General features: G+C 59.8%; 16 protein-coding genes and 1 pseudogene. 6 read left to right on the forward strand and 11 right to left on the reverse strand.

Annotation, left to right across the window (positions count from 1 at the left end; all coding sequences use genetic code 11):
* Positions 1-23 precede the first annotated feature (23 nt).
* Both RGR602_RS31440 and RGR602_RS31445 read left to right on the forward strand, forming a co-directional pair.
* Positions 24-1,538 carry a malonate--CoA ligase gene (locus RGR602_RS31440; protein WP_040115865.1) on the forward strand — a complete coding sequence of 505 codons (1,515 nt, stop codon included), beginning with the start codon at positions 24-26 and terminating at the stop codon, positions 1,536-1,538.
* Between the two features lie 96 nt (positions 1,539-1,634).
* Positions 1,635-2,981 carry an SLC13 family permease gene (locus tag RGR602_RS31445; RefSeq protein WP_040115866.1) on the forward strand — a complete coding sequence of 449 codons (1,347 nt, stop codon included), beginning with the start codon at positions 1,635-1,637 and terminating at the stop codon, positions 2,979-2,981.
* 715 nt (positions 2,982-3,696) lie between these two features.
* On the opposite strand, the gene RGR602_RS31450 is transcribed toward RGR602_RS31445, so the two are convergent.
* The 3 genes from RGR602_RS31450 to RGR602_RS31460 all read right to left on the reverse strand — a co-directional run bounded on the left by RGR602_RS31450 (position 3,697) and on the right by RGR602_RS31460 (position 6,027).
* Positions 3,697-4,587 carry a dihydrodipicolinate synthase family protein gene (locus RGR602_RS31450; RefSeq protein WP_040115867.1) on the reverse strand — a complete coding sequence of 297 codons (891 nt, stop codon included), beginning with the start codon at positions 4,585-4,587 and terminating at the stop codon, positions 3,697-3,699.
* Between the two features lie 16 nt (positions 4,588-4,603).
* The gene (locus RGR602_RS31455) at positions 4,604-5,242 is read right to left on the reverse strand and encodes a LysE family translocator (protein ID WP_040115868.1); all 639 of its coding nucleotides are present in this window, start codon (positions 5,240-5,242) and stop codon (positions 4,604-4,606) included.
* Between the two features lie 176 nt (positions 5,243-5,418).
* Positions 5,419-6,027: a LysE/ArgO family amino acid transporter gene (locus tag RGR602_RS31460; protein WP_040115869.1), complete on the reverse strand. Its 609-nt coding sequence runs from the start codon at positions 6,025-6,027 to the stop codon at positions 5,419-5,421.
* Between the two features lie 96 nt (positions 6,028-6,123).
* Between RGR602_RS31460 and RGR602_RS31465 the strand changes: the two genes are divergently transcribed.
* Both RGR602_RS31465 and RGR602_RS36660 read left to right on the forward strand, forming a co-directional pair.
* Positions 6,124-7,023 carry a LysR family transcriptional regulator ArgP gene (locus RGR602_RS31465; RefSeq protein WP_040115870.1) on the forward strand — a complete coding sequence of 300 codons (900 nt, stop codon included), beginning with the start codon at positions 6,124-6,126 and terminating at the stop codon, positions 7,021-7,023.
* A 200-nt stretch (positions 7,024-7,223) separates the two neighbouring features.
* Positions 7,224-7,513, forward strand: a pseudogene (locus RGR602_RS36660) (type II toxin-antitoxin system RelE/ParE family toxin).
* Positions 7,514-7,517: 4 nt separating this feature from the next.
* Here the strand turns inward: RGR602_RS36660 and RGR602_RS31470 are convergent.
* The 5 genes from RGR602_RS31470 to RGR602_RS31490 all read right to left on the reverse strand — a co-directional run bounded on the left by RGR602_RS31470 (position 7,518) and on the right by RGR602_RS31490 (position 13,151).
* Positions 7,518-8,927, reverse strand: a complete 1,410-nt coding sequence (locus RGR602_RS31470) for an NAD(P)H-dependent oxidoreductase (protein WP_040115871.1) — start codon at positions 8,925-8,927, stop codon at positions 7,518-7,520.
* A gap of 38 nt (positions 8,928-8,965) precedes the next feature.
* Complete coding sequence (locus tag RGR602_RS31475; RefSeq protein ID WP_040115872.1) at positions 8,966-10,480, reverse strand: tripartite tricarboxylate transporter permease; 1,515 nt, start codon at positions 10,478-10,480, stop codon at positions 8,966-8,968.
* A 17-nt stretch (positions 10,481-10,497) separates the two neighbouring features.
* Positions 10,498-10,992: a tripartite tricarboxylate transporter TctB family protein gene (locus RGR602_RS31480; protein WP_040115873.1), complete on the reverse strand. Its 495-nt coding sequence runs from the start codon at positions 10,990-10,992 to the stop codon at positions 10,498-10,500.
* 57 nt (positions 10,993-11,049) lie between these two features.
* Positions 11,050-12,042, reverse strand: a complete 993-nt coding sequence (locus RGR602_RS31485) for a Bug family tripartite tricarboxylate transporter substrate binding protein (RefSeq protein WP_223844095.1) — start codon at positions 12,040-12,042, stop codon at positions 11,050-11,052.
* A gap of 71 nt (positions 12,043-12,113) precedes the next feature.
* Positions 12,114-13,151, reverse strand: coding sequence for a 4-hydroxythreonine-4-phosphate dehydrogenase PdxA (locus RGR602_RS31490; RefSeq protein WP_040115874.1), 1,038 nt, complete (start codon positions 13,149-13,151; stop codon positions 12,114-12,116).
* A gap of 167 nt (positions 13,152-13,318) precedes the next feature.
* Here RGR602_RS31490 and RGR602_RS31495 point away from each other — a divergent pair, with 167 nt between their 5' ends.
* Positions 13,319-14,002, forward strand: a complete 684-nt coding sequence (locus tag RGR602_RS31495; protein WP_040115875.1) for a GntR family transcriptional regulator — start codon at positions 13,319-13,321, stop codon at positions 14,000-14,002.
* 63 nt (positions 14,003-14,065) lie between these two features.
* Here RGR602_RS31495 and RGR602_RS31500 read toward each other — a convergent pair whose 3' ends face one another.
* Genes RGR602_RS31500 through RGR602_RS31510 form a run of 3 tightly spaced genes read right to left on the reverse strand, consistent with a single transcriptional unit; the run spans position 14,066 to position 16,605 of the window.
* Positions 14,066-15,328, reverse strand: coding sequence for a sensor histidine kinase (locus RGR602_RS31500; RefSeq protein WP_040115876.1), 1,263 nt, complete (start codon positions 15,326-15,328; stop codon positions 14,066-14,068).
* Between the two features lie 2 nt (positions 15,329-15,330).
* The gene (locus RGR602_RS31505) at positions 15,331-16,029 is read right to left on the reverse strand and encodes a response regulator (RefSeq protein WP_040115877.1); all 699 of its coding nucleotides are present in this window, start codon (positions 16,027-16,029) and stop codon (positions 15,331-15,333) included.
* Positions 16,030-16,068: 39 nt separating this feature from the next.
* Positions 16,069-16,605, reverse strand: coding sequence for a Spy/CpxP family protein refolding chaperone (locus RGR602_RS31510; protein WP_040115878.1), 537 nt, complete (start codon positions 16,603-16,605; stop codon positions 16,069-16,071).
* A gap of 308 nt (positions 16,606-16,913) precedes the next feature.
* Here RGR602_RS31510 and RGR602_RS31515 point away from each other — a divergent pair, with 308 nt between their 5' ends.
* Positions 16,914-17,120 (forward strand): hypothetical protein, encoded by a 207-nt coding sequence (locus RGR602_RS31515; RefSeq protein WP_052451849.1) that lies wholly within the window; start codon positions 16,914-16,916, stop codon positions 17,118-17,120.

Here is a 17,120-nt window from a genome sequence, read left to right on the forward strand (position 1 = left end):
AACAGCAATTGGAGGAGGGCGACATGAGCAACCATCTTTTCGACGCCATACGGGCCGCCGCACCCGGAAATGCCCCATTCATCCGCATCAATGGCGGACGGATCTGGACCTACGACGAGGCGCTGGACCTTTCTGGCCGCATCGCCAGTGCGATCGACGCCCTCGGAATTCGCCCCGGCGATCGTGTTGCGGTGCAGGTGGAAAAGAGCGCTGAAGCCCTGATCCTCTACCTGGCCTGCCTTCGCTGTGGCGCTGTCTATCTGCCACTGAATACAGCCTACACGCTCGCCGAACTCGACTACTTCATTGGCGATGCCGAACCGCGCCTGGTTGTGGTCTCGCCGGCTCAGCGTGAGGCGGTCGCAACAATTGCGGTGGCGCATGGCGCAATCGTCGAAACGCTTGACGCAGACGGTGCAGGCTCGTTGCTCGATCTAGCACGGGACGAACCGCTTGATTTCGTGGATGCGTCATGTTCGGCAGATGATCTGGCGGCGATCCTTTACACCTCAGGAACCACGGGCCGCTCCAAGGGGGCGATGCTCACGCATGAAAATCTCCTTTCAAACGCCACGACCTTGCGCGATTGCTGGCACGTTACATCCGGCGATCGTCTGATCCACGCATTGCCCATCTTCCACACGCACGGGCTGTTCGTGGCCACCAACGTCACTTTGCTTGCCGGTGCCTCGATGTTCCTGCTGTCGAAATTCGATGCGGACGAGGTCGTGGCGCTGATGCCGCAGGCGACCATGCTGATGGGTGTCCCGACCTTTTACGTGCGCCTCCTGCAGAGCCGCCGCCTCGACAAGCAGGCGGTCGCGAATATGCGCCTCTTCGTTTCTGGTTCGGCGCCCCTGCTTGCCGAAACGCATGTCGAGTTCGAAAAGCGCACCGGTCATGCCATCCTTGAGCGCTACGGGATGACCGAAACCAACATGAACACGTCCAATCCCTATGACGGAGCGCGGATCGCCGGAACGGTCGGCTTGCCGCTTCCTGGAGTGACAGTGCGCGTTACGGATCCGGCCACCGGCGCCGTGCTGCGGCACGATGAAACCGGGATGATCGAAATCAAGGGGCCGAACGTCTTCAAGGGCTACTGGCGAATGCCGGAAAAGACGTTAGCCGAATTCAACTCCGACGGGTTCTTCATCACCGGCGACCTCGGCAAGATCGACACGGACGGCTATGTCCACATTGTCGGCCGTAGCAAGGACCTGGTGATTTCCGGCGGATACAACATCTACCCCAAGGAGGTCGAAGGCGAGATCGACCAACTCGATGGCGTCGCCGAAAGTGCCGTCATCGGAATTCCTCATCCCGATTTCGGAGAGGGCGTCACGGCCATCGTTGTGCGCAAACCCAATACGGCGCTTGACGAAGGCGCCATTCTTCATGCGCTCCACGACCGGCTCGCACGGTACAAGCAGCCGAAGCGCATCATCTTCGCCGAGGATTTGCCGCGCAATGCCATGGGCAAGGTGCAGAAGAACGTTCTTCGGCAGAGATACGCCGACCTTTACGCAAAAACCTGATCCGCCTGCGCGCCTTCTGGGAGGACGGCGCGCAGACATTTTCAATTGTTGCAAACGAAAAGCTGCCGGCGCGAGAGCGCCGGAGGGAGGGGAATCATGAGCGTCGAAATACTATCCATACTCTTGTTGATCGGCATGTTTGTCGTCGCAACGATCCAGCCAATCAACATGGGCGCACTTGCTTTCGCCTGCACGTTCCTGCTCGGCACGCTGATAATCGGTATGAAAGCCAACGATATCTTCGCAGGCTTTCCGAGCGATCTATTCCTCACTCTGGTCGCCGTGACCTACCTTTTTGCGATCGCGCAGATCAACGGCACCATCGACTGGCTTGTTGAATGCGCCGTCCGCCTGGTCCGAGGGCATGTCGCATGGATCCCCTGGGTGATGTTCCTGGTCGCTGCGGTCATTACCGGCTTTGGAGCGCTGGGGCCGGCAGCCGTGGCCATCCTTGCGCCAGTGGCGCTGAGCTTTGCCGTGCAATACAGGATTCACCCGGTGATGATGGGCCTGATGGTCATCCACGGCGCACAGGCCGGCGGCTTTTCGCCGATCAGTGTCTATGGCGGCATTACCAATCAGATCGTCGCGAAGGCGGGCCTGCCCTTGGCTCCGACATCGCTATTCCTCTCCAGCTTCTTCTTCAATCTGGCGATTGCCGTACTGGTGTTCTTCGTTTTTGGCGGTGCGCGAGTAATGAAGCAGCAATCGGTATTGTTCGGCCCCTTGCCCGAACTGCACCCTGAAGGCGTATCGGCATCGATCAGAGGCCATGGGGGCACGCCCGCAAAGCCGATCAGAGAGCATGCCTACGGCACGGCCGCCGACACAGCTGCAACATTCCGCCTCACCAGCGAGCGGATATCCACCTTGATCGGCTTGACGGCTCTCGGCATCGGTGCCCTGGTCTTCAAGTTCAATGTAGGGCTGGTCGCCATGACTGTCGCAGTTGCTCTCGCGCTGCTGTCACCGAAAACTCAAAAGGCGGCAATAGACAAGGTAAGCTGGTCGACCGTGCTGCTGATTGCCGGCATCATTACCTATGTCGGCGTCATGGAAAAAGCCGGCACGGTCGACTATGTCGCGCAGGGCATTTCAAGTCTCGGCATGCCGCTCCTGGTTGCGCTGCTGCTCTGCTTCACGGGCGCCATCGTCTCGGCCTTTGCATCCTCGACAGCGCTCCTTGGCGCCATCATTCCCTTGGCGGTGCCATTCCTGCTGCAAGGTCATATCAGCGCCGTCGGCGTGGTAGCGGCAATCGCGATCTCGACGACCATCGTTGATACCAGCCCGTTTTCCACCAACGGCGCACTCGTCGTTGCCAACGCCCCGGATGACAAACGCGAGAAGGTGCTGCGTCAACTGCTGATTTACAGCGCCCTGATCGCGATCATCGGGCCGCTGGTTGCCTGGTTGGTCTTCGTCGTGCCTGGGTTCGTCTGACGCAGCGTGCCGCAGCCGAATGCAACTGTCTGCCGACGGTGAAATTGCCGGCGCCCGTCAGATCCTATGGGCGTCGGCACCCAGCCGGGCGCAACTCGGCTAAGCAGCCCACTCCCCTCGCAGTGCCATGCGCGAAAGTCGCGGGCTTGGATACAGACCCGCGGCAACGCCGCTGGCCGGCAACGCCACGGGGGTTCTCGATTCTGCAGTTGCATCGCGCCTTACACGGAATGCGGCTCGGTCAGATCGCCGGATCGTTAGAACATGCGACGAAATACAAAGTCGGTAACGCAAGCGGCCGGCTGCTATGATGAGGCGAAACAGCTTCGGACGGACAGCCGGATCAGTGACCTTAAGACAGCTTTTTTGACACACTCCCGGTCACCACACGAAACACCTGTCCGGAGCCACTGCGTCCCGCGTCCGAAATTACGCGCCAAACAATCGGCGGCCCCAATAGAGCGATATTTGAACTGACGGTCGTATTGCGCAAGCAGATGGGCCAGCCGCTCCAGTGCAGCAATCGGCAGCCCGCCCTCGATGCGCGATATCAACCCGAATGGCGACCGAAGAGCCACCTCCCTTGGCAGGAAAGCCCAAGTACGTTTTCAACGTCTTCAAAGGCCAACATAATCAAATCCTCGGTCCAGATGAGGCTCCTTCCGGCTGCGGAACCATCACGCCTTGGCCAGCTCCCAAATGCGCCTATGTGCGGTCAGATCAAGATACGATCGAGTGCGTCTTTCACTCTTGGCATGTCTGTTGGCGGCAAAGGCAGTATTGGCCGTGGTGGCGCGGCGCGACAAAGGCCAAGGGCGTCAGCTATCGCGTACATTACGCGGAAACTGCCAAACTCCTTGAACAGGCTCCACAAGGGTTGAAAGGCCTGATCGAGGCGTTCGACCTCGCGGGCGTCTCCTGCTTGGGCTGCTCTCGTCAGAGCAACGGCTTCGGAAGGCAACAAGCCAGCGATCACGCTGTACCAGGCGTCGCAGCCCGCCAGCAGTGCGTCGGCTGCGCCCCAATCGCCGCTATAGCCGATTGCGAAGCCATCCGGCGTGCGCCTTCGCAAACGCGTAATTTCAGCCTTAACATTCCCATGGGTGGGAAGCGGCATTTTCACGGCGACAATGTTCGGTGCGCTCGCCAGACGGACGATCAGATCGTCGGTGAAGGTGAAGCGGGTGGTGCTCGGGTTGTTGTAGATGCACAAGGGCAGTTCACCCGCTTCCGCAACGGCCAGAATATGCTGAAAGACCTCCTCGTCCGTCAGGGGAGTATAGGACATGGGAGCCAACAGAAGACCATTCGCTCCCGCCTTCCTGGCATCACGGGCATGGGCCTGCGCCTCGTCGGTTCTCAGCGCGCCGACACCGACGATGACAGGTATCTTCCCGCCAACGCACGCCATTGCCGACTCGACGGCACGCTGTCGCTCGTGTCTCGAAAGAAAAGCGTAACCGCCGGTGCTTCCCAGCAATCCGATCGAGTCGGCGCGGGCCGCGGAAATGCGTTCGAGGAGGCGTGCGAGCGCGGCCGTGTCGACACGTCCGGAGGCATCCGTGGGCGTGATTGAGAAAGCCGAGAGGCCAGTGAAGAGCTTCATGATGCTTTCCCCATACTTACGTGCGCGCCAATAACAGCCGGAGACCGGCAACACCGAAAAACAAGGCCAGTACTCCTTCGATCCAGCGCCTCGCGCGACTGTACAGGCGAACCATGGGTGCGGTCGAGAAAATGACCGCATAGCCGCAAAAGATGGTCACGCTCAACACCGCGCAACCGCCAAGGATCGTCGCAAGCGTGTGCCATGACGAGTTTGGGCCAAGACCCAGCGTCACCAAGGCGATCCACGCAAGGATCGATTTCGGATTGCTAAGGTGCATAAGTAAGCCGCGCCGGTAGAGTTCTGCTCCCGACACCGCGGCACCATTTCGCCCCGTATGCGACACAGCCTGATCGCTCGAAGCAAGTGCCGCTTTACCCGCCTTGAAGGCGAGATAAAGAAGATAAAGACCGCCGAAGATTTTCAGTACGATCAGCGCTTCCGCATAGCGGGTCAAGATTGCTGAGACACCTGTTGCAGCCATCGCACCCCAGAAGATCGAACCGCTGACCACGCCGGCAGCGAGTATGAGGGCTGCACGCCGCCCGTTATGCATCGCCACCCCCATGATCCGCATATTGCTGGGGCCGGGGCTTCCGGCTGCGATCACATAGGCTGTGTAGACAATCAGGAGATGGTGGAGTTCGGCAGTCAATCTGAGGCCCAATCATGCTGTTGGTTGTTACGGAAGGTCGGTCGAAACGTAACGTGCAAACCAGGCGCCTGTCTCTGTCTTTTGGGCGCCACGATCGAATTTTTTATGACGTCGCCAAAAGCGGGATGGCGGATCGTGCACTTTCGACCCCTGCGGACATCCCGGCAGATCCGTGGCTACATCTCCCTCAATAGGTTGAAGGCAATCATCCACATCGTAAAAGTAATGAGGGTTTCCAGGATTCGCCACGATGCCGGCTTCGAGAAGATCGGCCGTAGCCAGGTCGCACCGTAGCCAAGCGAAAAGAAGAACAGAAACGAGCCGGTTGCGGCTCCCGACGCGAACGATACCTCGTATCCCGGAAACCGGGTCGAGATGGTACCAAGCAGCATGACCGTATCAAGGTAGACGTGCGGGTTGAGCCAGGTAAGGGCAAGACAGGTCGCAAGAGTCGCTCGAAAATTCGATAGACCCGCCTCCTGCACCGCCAGCGCTCCCGACGAGCGAAAGGCGGAATAGAGGCTTTTGCCGCCGTACCAGATTAAGAACGCCGCTCCTCCATAGCGCATTGCCGGATCGAGCCAGGGTAGCCATGCGCTGATCTGCCGGAAACTGGTTACGCCCAGCGTGATGAGCACAGCGTCCGACAAACCACAAGCGAGGCAGACGGCGAATACATGCTCGTTGCGCAGGCCCTGGCGCAGCACGAACGCGTTCTGCGCGCCAATCGCGACAATCAGACTAAGCCCCATCATGAGGCCGGTTCCAAAAACCGGAAAGTTCACCTTGAAATGCTCCCGAAATATCGAGACTTTCCGCTATCGTATCCCGACGACTTAGGATAGTTAATGTTGCTAACTCCGATTAAGCAAAACTAACTCATGATCGACTATTCCGCTCTCCGCGCCGTATCCGCGGTCGTTCAAACAGGCAGCTTCGAAAAGGCCGCCGGCATTCTCAACGTCACGCCCTCGGCCGTCTCGCAGCGGGTGAAACAGCTTGAGGAACGTCTTGGCATCGTTCTGGTCGTGCGGGGCACCCCGTGCACTGCAACGGAGAAGGGAGAATGGCTCTGCCGGCACATGGAGAATGTCGGCATGCTCGAAGCAGACCTGTTCAAGCATCTACCCGCCCTTGTCGATCCGGCCAAACCCGAGCCTAGGGTGACGCTGCACATTGCGACGAATGCCGACAGTCTTGGAACATGGTTCCTTACGGCCATGTCCAGTTTCGCCAGACGCTCTGCGTACCTCTTCAATATTGCGATCGATGACGAGGACCATACCGCCGAATGGCTACGGCGCGGGCAGGTGATCGCTGCCGTCTCCAGCCTGGAAAAGCCGGTTCAGGGCTGCCGGCACATGTTTCTCGGCGCGCTCCGCTATCACGCAACGGCGAGCCCCGATTTTGTTTCCCGGCATTTCCCGCAGGGCGTTACGGCAGAGGCTATCGGCAATGCGCCCGCCTTGACCTTCAATCAAAAGGACAGGCTCCAGAGCCGGTGGATACGTCAGGTGCTCGGAGAAGACCTTAGCCCTGCGACCCATTGGCTACCTTCGACGCAGGCTTTTATCGAAGCCAGTCTTTCCGGCATGGGATGGGGCATGAACCCGGCCCCGCTCGTGCGCGTGCACTTGGACTCCGGGCGTCTGGTGGAACTGATCCCGCAAACGCCACTGGACGTTCCTCTGTACTGGCAAATGAACCGTCTAGCGTCGGAACGGCTGGTTGACCTGACGCGCGAAGTCATGACCGTAGCCAAGCATCAACTGTTGAGCTGAAAAGAAGCGCAAATGTCATCCCTGATCGAAGACGACTATTTCATCATCTATGATTCGATGCCTTACAGATCACGATTCCTGGTTCCGTGCTAAAGTACTGCAAGCCCTCGAGGATAGGCGAGCCGACATCGAAGACGCCGACGCCGATAAGCATTTCAGTACACACCGGTCAGCGCCACTGCTTAAGGCAAGCGAGACTGATGAGACAAGTCTGGTCGCAATAACGCTCTTGATGATCGCGACAGTATCTTCAGCTATATCGAAGCAGAAACCCGCGCGCGGCGGTTCATGTCGATAAAGAGGTCGTTCGCGCCGCGCGTCGTCTCCTTGAGTTTTCTGAAAGCGGACGCCCCGGCCGGATTGCTGGAACACGCGAACTTGTTATTTCGCGCACGCCTTATATTGCGGCCTATGCGGTGATGCCAGGACTCGTATCCTGAGTGTCTTGCATGGCGCCAAAATATGGCCTTCTGAGATCGAAGATAAGTAGGCTTTTAACCGACTGCGACCGCGCCGTTGTCATTCGAAAATGTGCGGTCTTGCTCCTGTCGCAGCTTCAACAGCTCGGAACTTCCATCGATTTCGATGTCACTACATAGGATCGGATGTCCCGCCGATACCGGCCGAACCAGCCTGCGGTTGGCGGCGAGATAAAAAGGCACCGGACTTTCGGCCGACATCGCCTGCGCCGGCACCATTCTGCCCGAAACATTGGCGATCGAATGATGATGACCGCTTGCCGCAAGTAGCGTTCCAGCCGACAGGTCGGCATCGGCATGCGCGATGAGGTCAATAACCGGCTTCGGCGCCTCGGCCCCGCTCGACACGCCCTTGAGGCCGACTTCCAGGATGCTGCTTGCCGCCTCGACTCCCAGGAGGTGGCGCGGCAGATAGAGCATTGCGGTACGGCCCGACCGGTTGACCACGTGGCCCTTTTCAGCAAGCATTGCCCATGTCTCCGCATCGTTGCATTCGACTGTAACGAAGACACCACCGGCGAAGCTGACTTCGCCAGGGAGCCGGAGGCAATGAAACACGTCTAGAGTTGATTTGCCAGTGAGCAGACCACCCTCCTCCACCGGTGAGAAGAAGTCCGCCACTTCGCCGATGCGTGCGATGGGGGCGTGCAGATCCAACCGATCCACCGTGAAGCCGGTCGCATTGGCAACAAGGGTCAGCTCGCAAAGATCAGGCACCGTCCTCTGCGGCAGCGCCGCTGCTGCCTGCGCCCTGCCCGCGGCGACATCCGGGGTCGCAAGGGTGCCCAGCTCGAGCCATGCGGCAAACTGCGGTGCATAGAGCGACGTGCCGTTGCAGGTCAGGATGTTTTCGGCCGGATCAAAGACGAAGTCGTATTCGCTGGATTTGCCGGCAGCGATGATATTTAGACCGAGAACCTGAGCCCAACTGATCAGCCCTATCAGAAGGCTTGGCTGGTCGCCATCGACAGGGGTTACCAGCACATTGTTGCGGCGAGCCCGCGCGGCGAGACCAGGGCCTACCACGCTGTCGACCTCCTTTGACACGAGCGCCACATGCTTGCTGGCATCGATGGCCAGGCGCGCATGCCGCGCGCCGGCTTCGGGATGGCCAGTCGCCTCGACAACCACGGTAAACGGGAGAGCGAGGACTGTCTCGAGGTCGTCCGTTGCTATGAACCGATGCTCGGCCCAGGCAGCCGCGGCTTCCTCTTTTGTCCGGCAAAGGGCGATTTCATCGGCAGGCACCCCAATCGAACGCAGTGCGGCCACTGCAGTTTTCGCGGAAAGATCGACCGCCACACGCGTGCTGACGAGCGGCGTTCTGCGGCTCTGAGCGAGGAAGCTGCGCCCGAACGCACCGGTGCCGACGATGCAGCATTCAACAGGGGCGGCGCCTTTGGGGAAGTAGCTATGGTAGTTCATGATGACTCCAACCTCGAAAGAAAAGGCGGCGGCCGGCTCTAGTGGGCCGAGCCTGCCGCACCCCGCCGCCGCAACCGGGAGAGCAGTTTGACGGCCTGGGGAACGACGACGAGCGCCAGCGCCAGCGTGGTGATGGTCCCGACAAGCGGATTAGAGAAGAAGACGCTAAGGGAGCCGTCCGAGATGATCATCGATTGATGGAAGGCATTTTCAGCCTTATGGCCAAGCACCATGGCAAGCACCAGCGGCGCAATCGGGAATTCAAGCTTGTTGAAGACGAAGCCTGCGACGCCGAAGACGAGCACCAGCCAGAGGTCGAACGTCTCGCTGGCGACAGTATAAGCGCCGACGAAGCAGATCGCCACGATGACTGGCCCGATGATCGAAAACGGAATGCGCATGAGCGCTGCGAACATCGGCACCGTGGCAAGGACCAAAATTACGCCGACGATGTTCGATATATACATGCTGGCGATCAAGCCCCAGACGAAATCGGGCTTGGTTGTGAAGAGCATCGGTCCGGGCGTGAGGCCCCAGATCATCAGTCCTCCCATCATGACGGCAGCTGTCGCCGAACTCGGCAAGCCGAGCGCCAGCATCGGCAGCATCGCGCACGTTCCCGCCGAATGATCGGCCGTTTCTGGAGCGACGATACCTTCCGCACGCCCGCTGCCAAAGGCCTGGCCCGGCTTGGAGCATTGCCGCGCGATGCCATAGCTCATGAATGACGCAGCAGTTGGCCCACCCGGGGTGATGCCCATCCAGATCCCGACCGCGCAGGAGCGGATGACTGTGGTGAGGTATCTGGGCAGTTCAGCGATCGTGCGGAGCACGTCGCGCAGATCGATCCTTGACGAGAGGCCGCGAAATTTGTGGCCGTCCTGGACCGTCGCGAGGATTTCTCCAATCCCGAAAAGTCCGATGACGACCACAAGGAAGCTGATGCCACCAATGAGCACGTCAAGCCCGAATGTCAGACGAAGCGATCCGGTGACGGTATCCATGCCAACTGTCGAGAAGAGAAGACCAAGTCCCAACGAAACCACCGTTTTCAACGGAGCAGCACTGCCCATCCCGACGAAAGCGCAGAAGGCAAGGAAATAGACGGCGAAATATTCCGGTGCGCCGAAACGCAAGGCGAAGCTTGCTGCCCACGAAGATAGAAGCGTAATGACGACGACCCCGACAAGCGCACCGATGCCCGCCGACATGAAGGCAAGTGTCAGCGCGCGCGTGGGCTGGCCTGCGCGGGCCATCGGATAGCCATCAAACGTCGTGGCGACCGAACTCGGCTCACCGGGAATGTTGAAGAGGATGGAGGTAGTCGATCCCCCGAACAGGGCACCCCAGTACATCGACGCGAGCAGGATGATGGCCGACACCGGATCCATCGAGAACGTCAGCGGAATGAGCAACGACACGCCATTCGGCGCGCCAAGGCCCGGCAGTACGCCGACGATCAAACCAAGCATCACCCCCACCACCATGAGCATGATGTGGTAGGGCGTCAAAGCGATCTGGAATCCGTCCAGCAGCAGCCCAAAATTTCCCATCGAATCCTCCCTGTCGTTCAGTAAACGCCGAACATGTTTTCGAGCGGACCCTTGTGCAGCGGGATCTGGAAGACGATCTCGAAAATCAGATAAAGTGCCACGGCAAATCCCAGACCAAGGGAAACGGCTGCAAGGAAATGATATTTGCCCTGTCTCCACGAGACGTAGAAGAGATAGAGCGCGCTGCCGAGGTAAAGGCCAAGCTGGATGGCAACGACCACGAAAACCGCCATCGGCAAGAAAAAGGATGCCAGACGGCTGACCTGTTCAGCCTCCAGGAAGATCTCACTGCGCTTTTCTCCGTGCCGTCGGAGCGCAAATAGCGTCTGCGCGGCGGAGGCGACGCTCGCCAGGATCACAATCAGCCCGACATAAAAGGGAAAATAACCAGGTTGCGGGCCAGAGCTTTCCCAACCTACTCCAAGATCGAGCGAGCCCGTCGCAGCAAGAAGTCCGATGCCTGCGGTCACTGTCGCGGCGACCAGCTCCATGTGGATGCGTTTAACGTGCATTTGCTATCCTCCCTATGAGAAAGAACCGGTCCGGCGGCGCCCGCCGGACCGATCGTCTCACTGGACGAGCCAGCCTTCGGTCTTGAAGACCTTGACGGCATTCGTCTCGCTGGTCGCGATGAATTCGCCGAGCGCCTTGCCGGTCAGGAAATCACCGGTCTGCGACGTCTTGCGCACATACTCTTTCCATTCGGACGTTTCGCTCACCTTGCGAAGAACCTCGGTGTAGTAGGCGAGTGCATCCTCCGGAACATCGGCTGCAGCCCAGACAGTGCGCGGCATCTTGTAGGATTCGATCGGAATCCCGGCCTCGATGCAGGTCGGAATATCCTGCCAGCCCTTGCCGTCATGGATCGGCTCGCTTTTTGCCATTTGCGTGGACGAGAAGACACAGAGAGGTTTCACGGCGCCAGCTTGCCATTGGCCGACATTCTCGTTCGGGTTGTTGACGTTTGCAGCCACGTGACCACCCGCCAGCTGCACGCCGACTTCGCCGCCGCCGTTGAACGGCACATACTTGAAGCTCGCCCCAGTCTGCTGTTCAATCAGGGCGACAAGCGTCTCGTCCGTATCCTTGGACTGGCTGCCGGCAAAGGCAACCGTTCCAGGCTTTGCCTTGGCGGCCTCAACAAGGTCCGTAGGCTTTCCATATGGCGAATCGGACTTTACCCAGATCAGGAATTCGTCAAACGCAAGGGCTGCAACGGGCGCCAGATCCTCGGTCGAGTAGGCCATCTTCGCCACATGGGGCAGCAGATAGGCGTTGTTCGTTCCGAAATAGAGCTTGTTCGCGTCGCCCTTGTTCTGCCTTGCATAGAGGAAAGCTTCCGCGCCGCTGCCGCCACCCTTGTTCAGGACGACCATCGACTGATCCATCAACTTGTACTTCGTAATGATGGACTGGATGGTGCGCGCGAAATTGTCGGTGCCGCCGCCGGCGCCCGAGGCGACGACGAACTCGACCGGGCGGTTCGGCTCGAATGCGAATGCCTGGGGAGCCGCGCTTAGCGCCGCCAGGATAGTGCATGCAATGGAAAAAGGCTTCTTCATTGTTACTCCTCCTTTGAACTCATCCGGCACGAACCCTCCTCCATGCCGGGCGATGCTGCAGATTTTTGAAGTCAGGCCGCAGCAGACAGTGCTGCAGCCCTCCTTGCCATGCGCGCTGCCAGAAGCAACGCCTCGCGGCTGGCGCCTACATCGGCGATGCCCTTTCCAGCGATGTCATAGGCCGTGCCGTGGGCGGGCGTGCACAGCGGGAACGGCAGGCCACCTATCATGGTCACACCCTTGTCGAAACCGATCAGCTTCATCGCGATCTGCCCCTGATCGTGATACATGGTCAGGACGGCGTGAAACTCTTCCTTGAGTGCGCGTAGAAAGACGGTATCGGCGGGGAACGGGCCCGCGACGTCGAGGCCGGCTTTTTGCGCGGCTGCCACGGCTGGTTCGATGATCTCGATCTCTTCCGTCCCGAAGTTGCCGCCATCACCAGCATGCGGATTGAGGCCCGCGACGATGATCCTCGGATTTTCGTGACCAGCGCTCTTCAAACATGCCTGCGTCAGCGCCAGCTCGGCGACAATCCCCTCCACCGATAGAGCCGACGCAACCTCCGCCAGTGGTATGTGCGAAGTCACGCGGGCGTTCCAGACGCGCTCGAGAACATTGAATTCACGCGCCTTGCCAGTGAAACCGATGACGTCGGCAACGAAACGGATTTCGTCGTCGTAGCCCGAATAAGCGTAACGCATCGCCTTCTTGTTGAAGGGGGTAAAGCAGACTGCGTGCGCTCGGCCGCTGTCAGCAAGCTTCAGCGCCGTGCGGAAGTTCGTCGTGGCGAAAGTGCCGCCTGCAAGTGTCGCCTCGCCGCGTACCACGTCGGCAGGATTGAGATGAGCAAGGTCGATGAAGACGTGGCGATCCTTACCCGCCTGCTCGAAACTGTCGAGCGGCGCGCTGGCAAGGTTCAAGTCGAGGCCGGCTTCTTTTGCTCCGTCTTCGAGAATACGACGGTCACCGATCACGACCAGATGCGCCGCCTCGCGGATTTCGGGAAGGGCGATGATGCGCGCGGTGAGTTCGGGACTGATGCCGGCCGGATCACCCATCGCAAGGGCGATTACTGGACGCGTTTCGGTTGCGCCGTCTTTGATCATGAACCTCTCCACATGTTTCTCCTCGAGGAAGCAGATACACCGGTTTGGCATTCAATATCAAGAGTACTGCATGCTGTATGCAGAATATTTTATTGACTTGATCTCTGCGGAGTTTCATTAGGTGGCTTCAGCGAGCGCCCTCAAAATGGAGAATCAGCGTGATCCGGATGAACTCAGTCAACGTGGGTGCGGGTGATGTCAGCAGCGTTGCGCCGCTGCAGCGAACAGCCTTGCACGACACGCTTGTGAACCACCTGCGCGACATGATCATCGAGGGGAATCTCGCACCAGGAAGCCGTATCCATGAAGGCCAGCTCGGTGAGCAGCTTGGCGTTTCAAGGACCCCGTTGCGTGAGGCAATCAAGTATCTGGCGAGCGAAGGGCTCGTCGAGCTCGTCCCCAGTCGCGGAGCAGTCGTGAAGCGCTTCAGTGCTAAGGATGTGGAGGACATGCTGACGGTATTGCAATCAATGGAGGAGCTCGCCGGACGGCTCGCATGCGAGGTCGGCTCCGCCGAGGAAATCGCCCATGTTCGCGCCCTTCACGATGAGATGCTGGACAAATACAGGTCGGGCGACCGGCTGAACTACTACAAGCTCAACCAGGCGATCCATACGGCAATCGTCCAGATGGCGCACAACGCAACGCTCTCGAACATGCATACGACGTTGCAAACGAGGCTGAAGCGCATCCGTTTCGTCGGTCATGAAGGTCCTGAGAAATGGGCTGCCGCCGTTGCCGAGCATGAAGAGATGATCGTCGCCCTGGAACAGCGCAATCAGCCGGCATTGTCGGAGGCGCTTGGACGGCATCTGAAAAACGCCTGGGAGCGCGTCAAGGACGGTGTGTGAGCCACGTTTGCCGGCGCAACGGGGCAGCCCACTCGATACTGCCACGCGGCATTGCGGACAACATCAACCGATCGTTGGGGCGGCCCGATGCGCTGGAAGTGTCACGACGAAGCAGGCGCCGCCGCCCGAGGGGGATTCGTAACGGACCGCACCGCCATGGCGTTCGGCGATCTGGCGCACCAGCGCCAATCCCAAGCCCCAGCCGCCCGTGACCTCGCTTCGTCCCGAGGGCCGGTAAAACGGCTCGAAAACGCGGACATTCTCACTATCCGGTATGCCCGGACCCTCGTCACGGATTTCGAGTTCCACCGTACTGTCTACCTGCGCAACACTGGCCGTGACGGGAGGGACGCCGTGGCGCAACGCGTTCTGCATGAGATTGCGCACGAGCCTGCCGAGCAGGCGCGCATCGCCCATGACAGCCGCGGGCGTGCCAAAGACCTCGACGCCGTGGCGCGCCCCTTCTTCCGAGACAAGAGCCAAGAGGTCGATCGACTCGGGCGCATCGAGCTTTTGGACATGGTCGAGCCTGCTCGCCAGCAGAATCTCCTCGACGAGCGTGTCCAGTTCGGCCAGATTGCGCACGATCTCCTCCTTGCGGTTCTCGTCCGGCGCCTGCTCATAGAGATCGATCGCCATGCGAAGGCGCGCAAGCGGCGAGCGCAATTCGTGGCTGGCATTGGCGAGCAGAGCGCGGTTCGACGTGATCAATCGCTCGACATGATCGGCGGCCGTGTTGAAACTCTTCGCGACCGCCGCGACCTCATCGCTGCCGTCCGCTGGTACACGCGCCACGAAGTCACCCCTCCCCCAGGCATCCACGCCCCTGCGTAGCCGCTCCAATCGGCTGGTGAGGTGGCGCACCACCGGATAGGCGGCAAGCCCAATGACGCCGGCGATCAACGCCAAATAGGTTAGCGGATTGCGGGCGGACGGACGGAACGGCCGCGCCATGCGCGCTGCCACCACGCGCCCGTCAGGCAACTCCGTCACCATGGTGTGAAAGCTGCCTCTGGCGTGGCGCCAGCGACCCTCGCGAACGTCGGGCGGGAGCGGCTGGCCGGCGCTCGCGATCAGCCTACCGCGCGGATCGTAAACTGCAATGTCGGCGTCGAATGCGCGTGAAAACCGCTCCAGCGTCGCCTTAATCGACTGCAGGTCCATGTCGGGCGGAATCAGTGCGGCGACGAACCGCGCGCGTTGGCTCTGCCAGCTGGACTCCTCCTCTCCCTGCCCCAGCCACACGAAGGCCGCACTGGCGAGCGCGACCGCTGCAAGGCTCGCCAGCAGCGTCAGGTAGATTTTCAGGAAAAGCCGGCTGCGCATCGCTATCTCTCTTCGTCCTGGAAACGGGCGAAGACATAGCCGGCGCCGCGTACGGTGATAATGCGCCTCGGATGCTTGGGATTGCTTTCGATCGCCGCCCTGATGCGCGATATATGGACGTCGATCGAGCGGTCGAACGCATCCAACTCCTCGCCCTTGACCGTGTCCATCAACCGTTCGCGCGACAGCGTGCGCCCGGCATTTTCGGCAAGCGCCACAAGCAAGTCGAACTGATAGCTGGTCAGGACACATTCATCGCCATCGATCCTGACCGAGCGGGATCCCGCATCGATCTCCAACCGTCCGAAGCGCAGGACGCGCGAAACCGCTGCGCTCCCGTTGCGGCGGCGCAGGATCGCCTTCAGGCGCGCCAGCAATTCGCGCGGATTGAAAGGCTTGGGCAGGTAGTCGTCGGCCCCAAGCTCCAGCCCGACGATACGGTCCGTTTCTTCACCTTTGGCCGTCAGCATCAAGATCGGCACGTCCGATACCACGCGCATGCGCCGGCAGGTCTCGAAGCCGTCAAGGTCTGGCAGCATGACATCGAGAATCACGACATCCGGCATAATGCGGCCAAGGTCGGTGAGGCCCGCCGCGGCCGTCGCCGCGGCGTGGACGGTGTAACCGTTGCCGGAGAGATAGTCGGCGAGCATAGCGGAGAGGCGCGTATCGTCGTCAACAATCAAGACCCGTTGCGCCATTACTTTGCCCTCCGTTCAGTCCGCTCGGCCCACTTAGCCTTACCACCGGCCGCGGCCCCTGCGCTCTTTCAAATGCTCGACGAGCTTAACGCGCTGCTCCGGCGTCAAAACTGCGGCGGCGTCGAGCAGAGCAGTCGTCATTTTGCGCGAGGCCGCGTCGATGGCCGCGACGCGCTCACTGCGCAGCTTCTCCGCGGCGGCCCGGTCAATGGTCGGAGCACCGAGGAGCTCGACAACCTGCTCACGCGTCTCGCGGAAGTCCCGGAAAGTCGGCCCGATCTCATCACGCGCCTTGTCGACGATCTCCCAAATCTTGTCTTCCTGCTCGGATGTCACCTCGATTTCGTCAAGCACGGAGCCTATTCGGTGTTCCATAAAGCCGCCACCTCCCATATGTGCGTGCATCATGTGGCCGCCCATGCCGAAGCTGAAAACATCGCTCCTCGCGGCTGCAAAACCGGCCGCGCCGACTACAGCGACGGCTACCACGCCGCCAATCGCGGCGCGTCGCCCCCATCCTTTCGAGGCTGGTTCGCCGAAAGTCGGGCTCGCCAAATTCTTGTTCTCGTTTTCCATCGTTAGTCTCCTTCACTGCGCAGCACCTGCTGCAATGATGGAACGCTAACAGGGCAACGTTTCGAGTGTTCTGGGCAAATGTAAAGGAATGTAAAGCCGCAGCACGCCGTCGCCAGGCTGGGCCGCATCGATGAGATTACGTCGGCCGTCATGCTACTCGGTAAAAAATTCCTGCGCCCAAACAGACAGTTACACGGTCAAAACGTCAAAGTATGCCGGAGTGTATTTTCGAGAAAGAAACATTAGACTAAAGTCATACGCGCTGGGGTCAACAGCAGGTAAAAGTACTATTTTTGGGAGGAAATAGAATGTCACACAAAGTGGCCTTGAAGAAACGCGTGCTGTCTTCAAAGGATCTAGACATGCTGGACGGTTTGCTCAAGGAATGGTGCGACAGTCGTCACTACGACATTTTGAACTTGGAGGCCCAAGAGGCTGCAAGGGAGTTGGTGATGTGGTTTGAGTTCGGCGTCGATAAGCCCCATCAACTTCGGGAGCTGCTTGCGACGCGTTAA

Source organism: Rhizobium gallicum bv. gallicum R602sp (genome assembly GCF_000816845.1).
Lineage (GTDB): Bacteria > Pseudomonadota > Alphaproteobacteria > Rhizobiales > Rhizobiaceae > Rhizobium > Rhizobium gallicum.

Bases quoted from the DNA above. Each gene is read 5' to 3' on its own strand.
- RGR602_RS31440 (WP_040115865.1), top strand. From the start codon at position 24: ATGAGCAACCATCTTTTCGACGCCATACGGGCCGCCGCACCCGGAAAT.
- RGR602_RS31445 (WP_040115866.1), top strand. From the start codon at position 1,635: ATGAGCGTCGAAATACTATCCATACTCTTGTTGATCGGCATGTTTGTC.
- RGR602_RS31450 (WP_040115867.1), bottom strand. From the start codon at position 4,587: ATGAAGCTCTTCACTGGCCTCTCGGCTTTCTCAATCACGCCCACGGAT.
- RGR602_RS31465 (WP_040115870.1), top strand. From the start codon at position 6,124: ATGATCGACTATTCCGCTCTCCGCGCCGTATCCGCGGTCGTTCAAACA.
- RGR602_RS31470 (WP_040115871.1), bottom strand. From the start codon at position 8,927: ATGAACTACCATAGCTACTTCCCCAAAGGCGCCGCCCCTGTTGAATGC.
- RGR602_RS31475 (WP_040115872.1), bottom strand. From the start codon at position 10,480: ATGGGAAATTTTGGGCTGCTGCTGGACGGATTCCAGATCGCTTTGACG.
- RGR602_RS31480 (WP_040115873.1), bottom strand. From the start codon at position 10,992: ATGCACGTTAAACGCATCCACATGGAGCTGGTCGCCGCGACAGTGACC.
- RGR602_RS31485 (WP_223844095.1), bottom strand. From the start codon at position 12,042: ATGAAGAAGCCTTTTTCCATTGCATGCACTATCCTGGCGGCGCTAAGC.
- RGR602_RS31490 (WP_040115874.1), bottom strand. From the start codon at position 13,151: ATGATCAAAGACGGCGCAACCGAAACGCGTCCAGTAATCGCCCTTGCG.
- RGR602_RS31495 (WP_040115875.1), top strand. From the start codon at position 13,319: ATGAACTCAGTCAACGTGGGTGCGGGTGATGTCAGCAGCGTTGCGCCG.
- RGR602_RS31500 (WP_040115876.1), bottom strand. From the start codon at position 15,328: ATGCGCAGCCGGCTTTTCCTGAAAATCTACCTGACGCTGCTGGCGAGC.
- RGR602_RS31505 (WP_040115877.1), bottom strand. From the start codon at position 16,029: ATGGCGCAACGGGTCTTGATTGTTGACGACGATACGCGCCTCTCCGCT.
- RGR602_RS31510 (WP_040115878.1), bottom strand. From the start codon at position 16,605: ATGGAAAACGAGAACAAGAATTTGGCGAGCCCGACTTTCGGCGAACCA.
- RGR602_RS31515 (WP_052451849.1), top strand. From the start codon at position 16,914: ATGTCACACAAAGTGGCCTTGAAGAAACGCGTGCTGTCTTCAAAGGAT.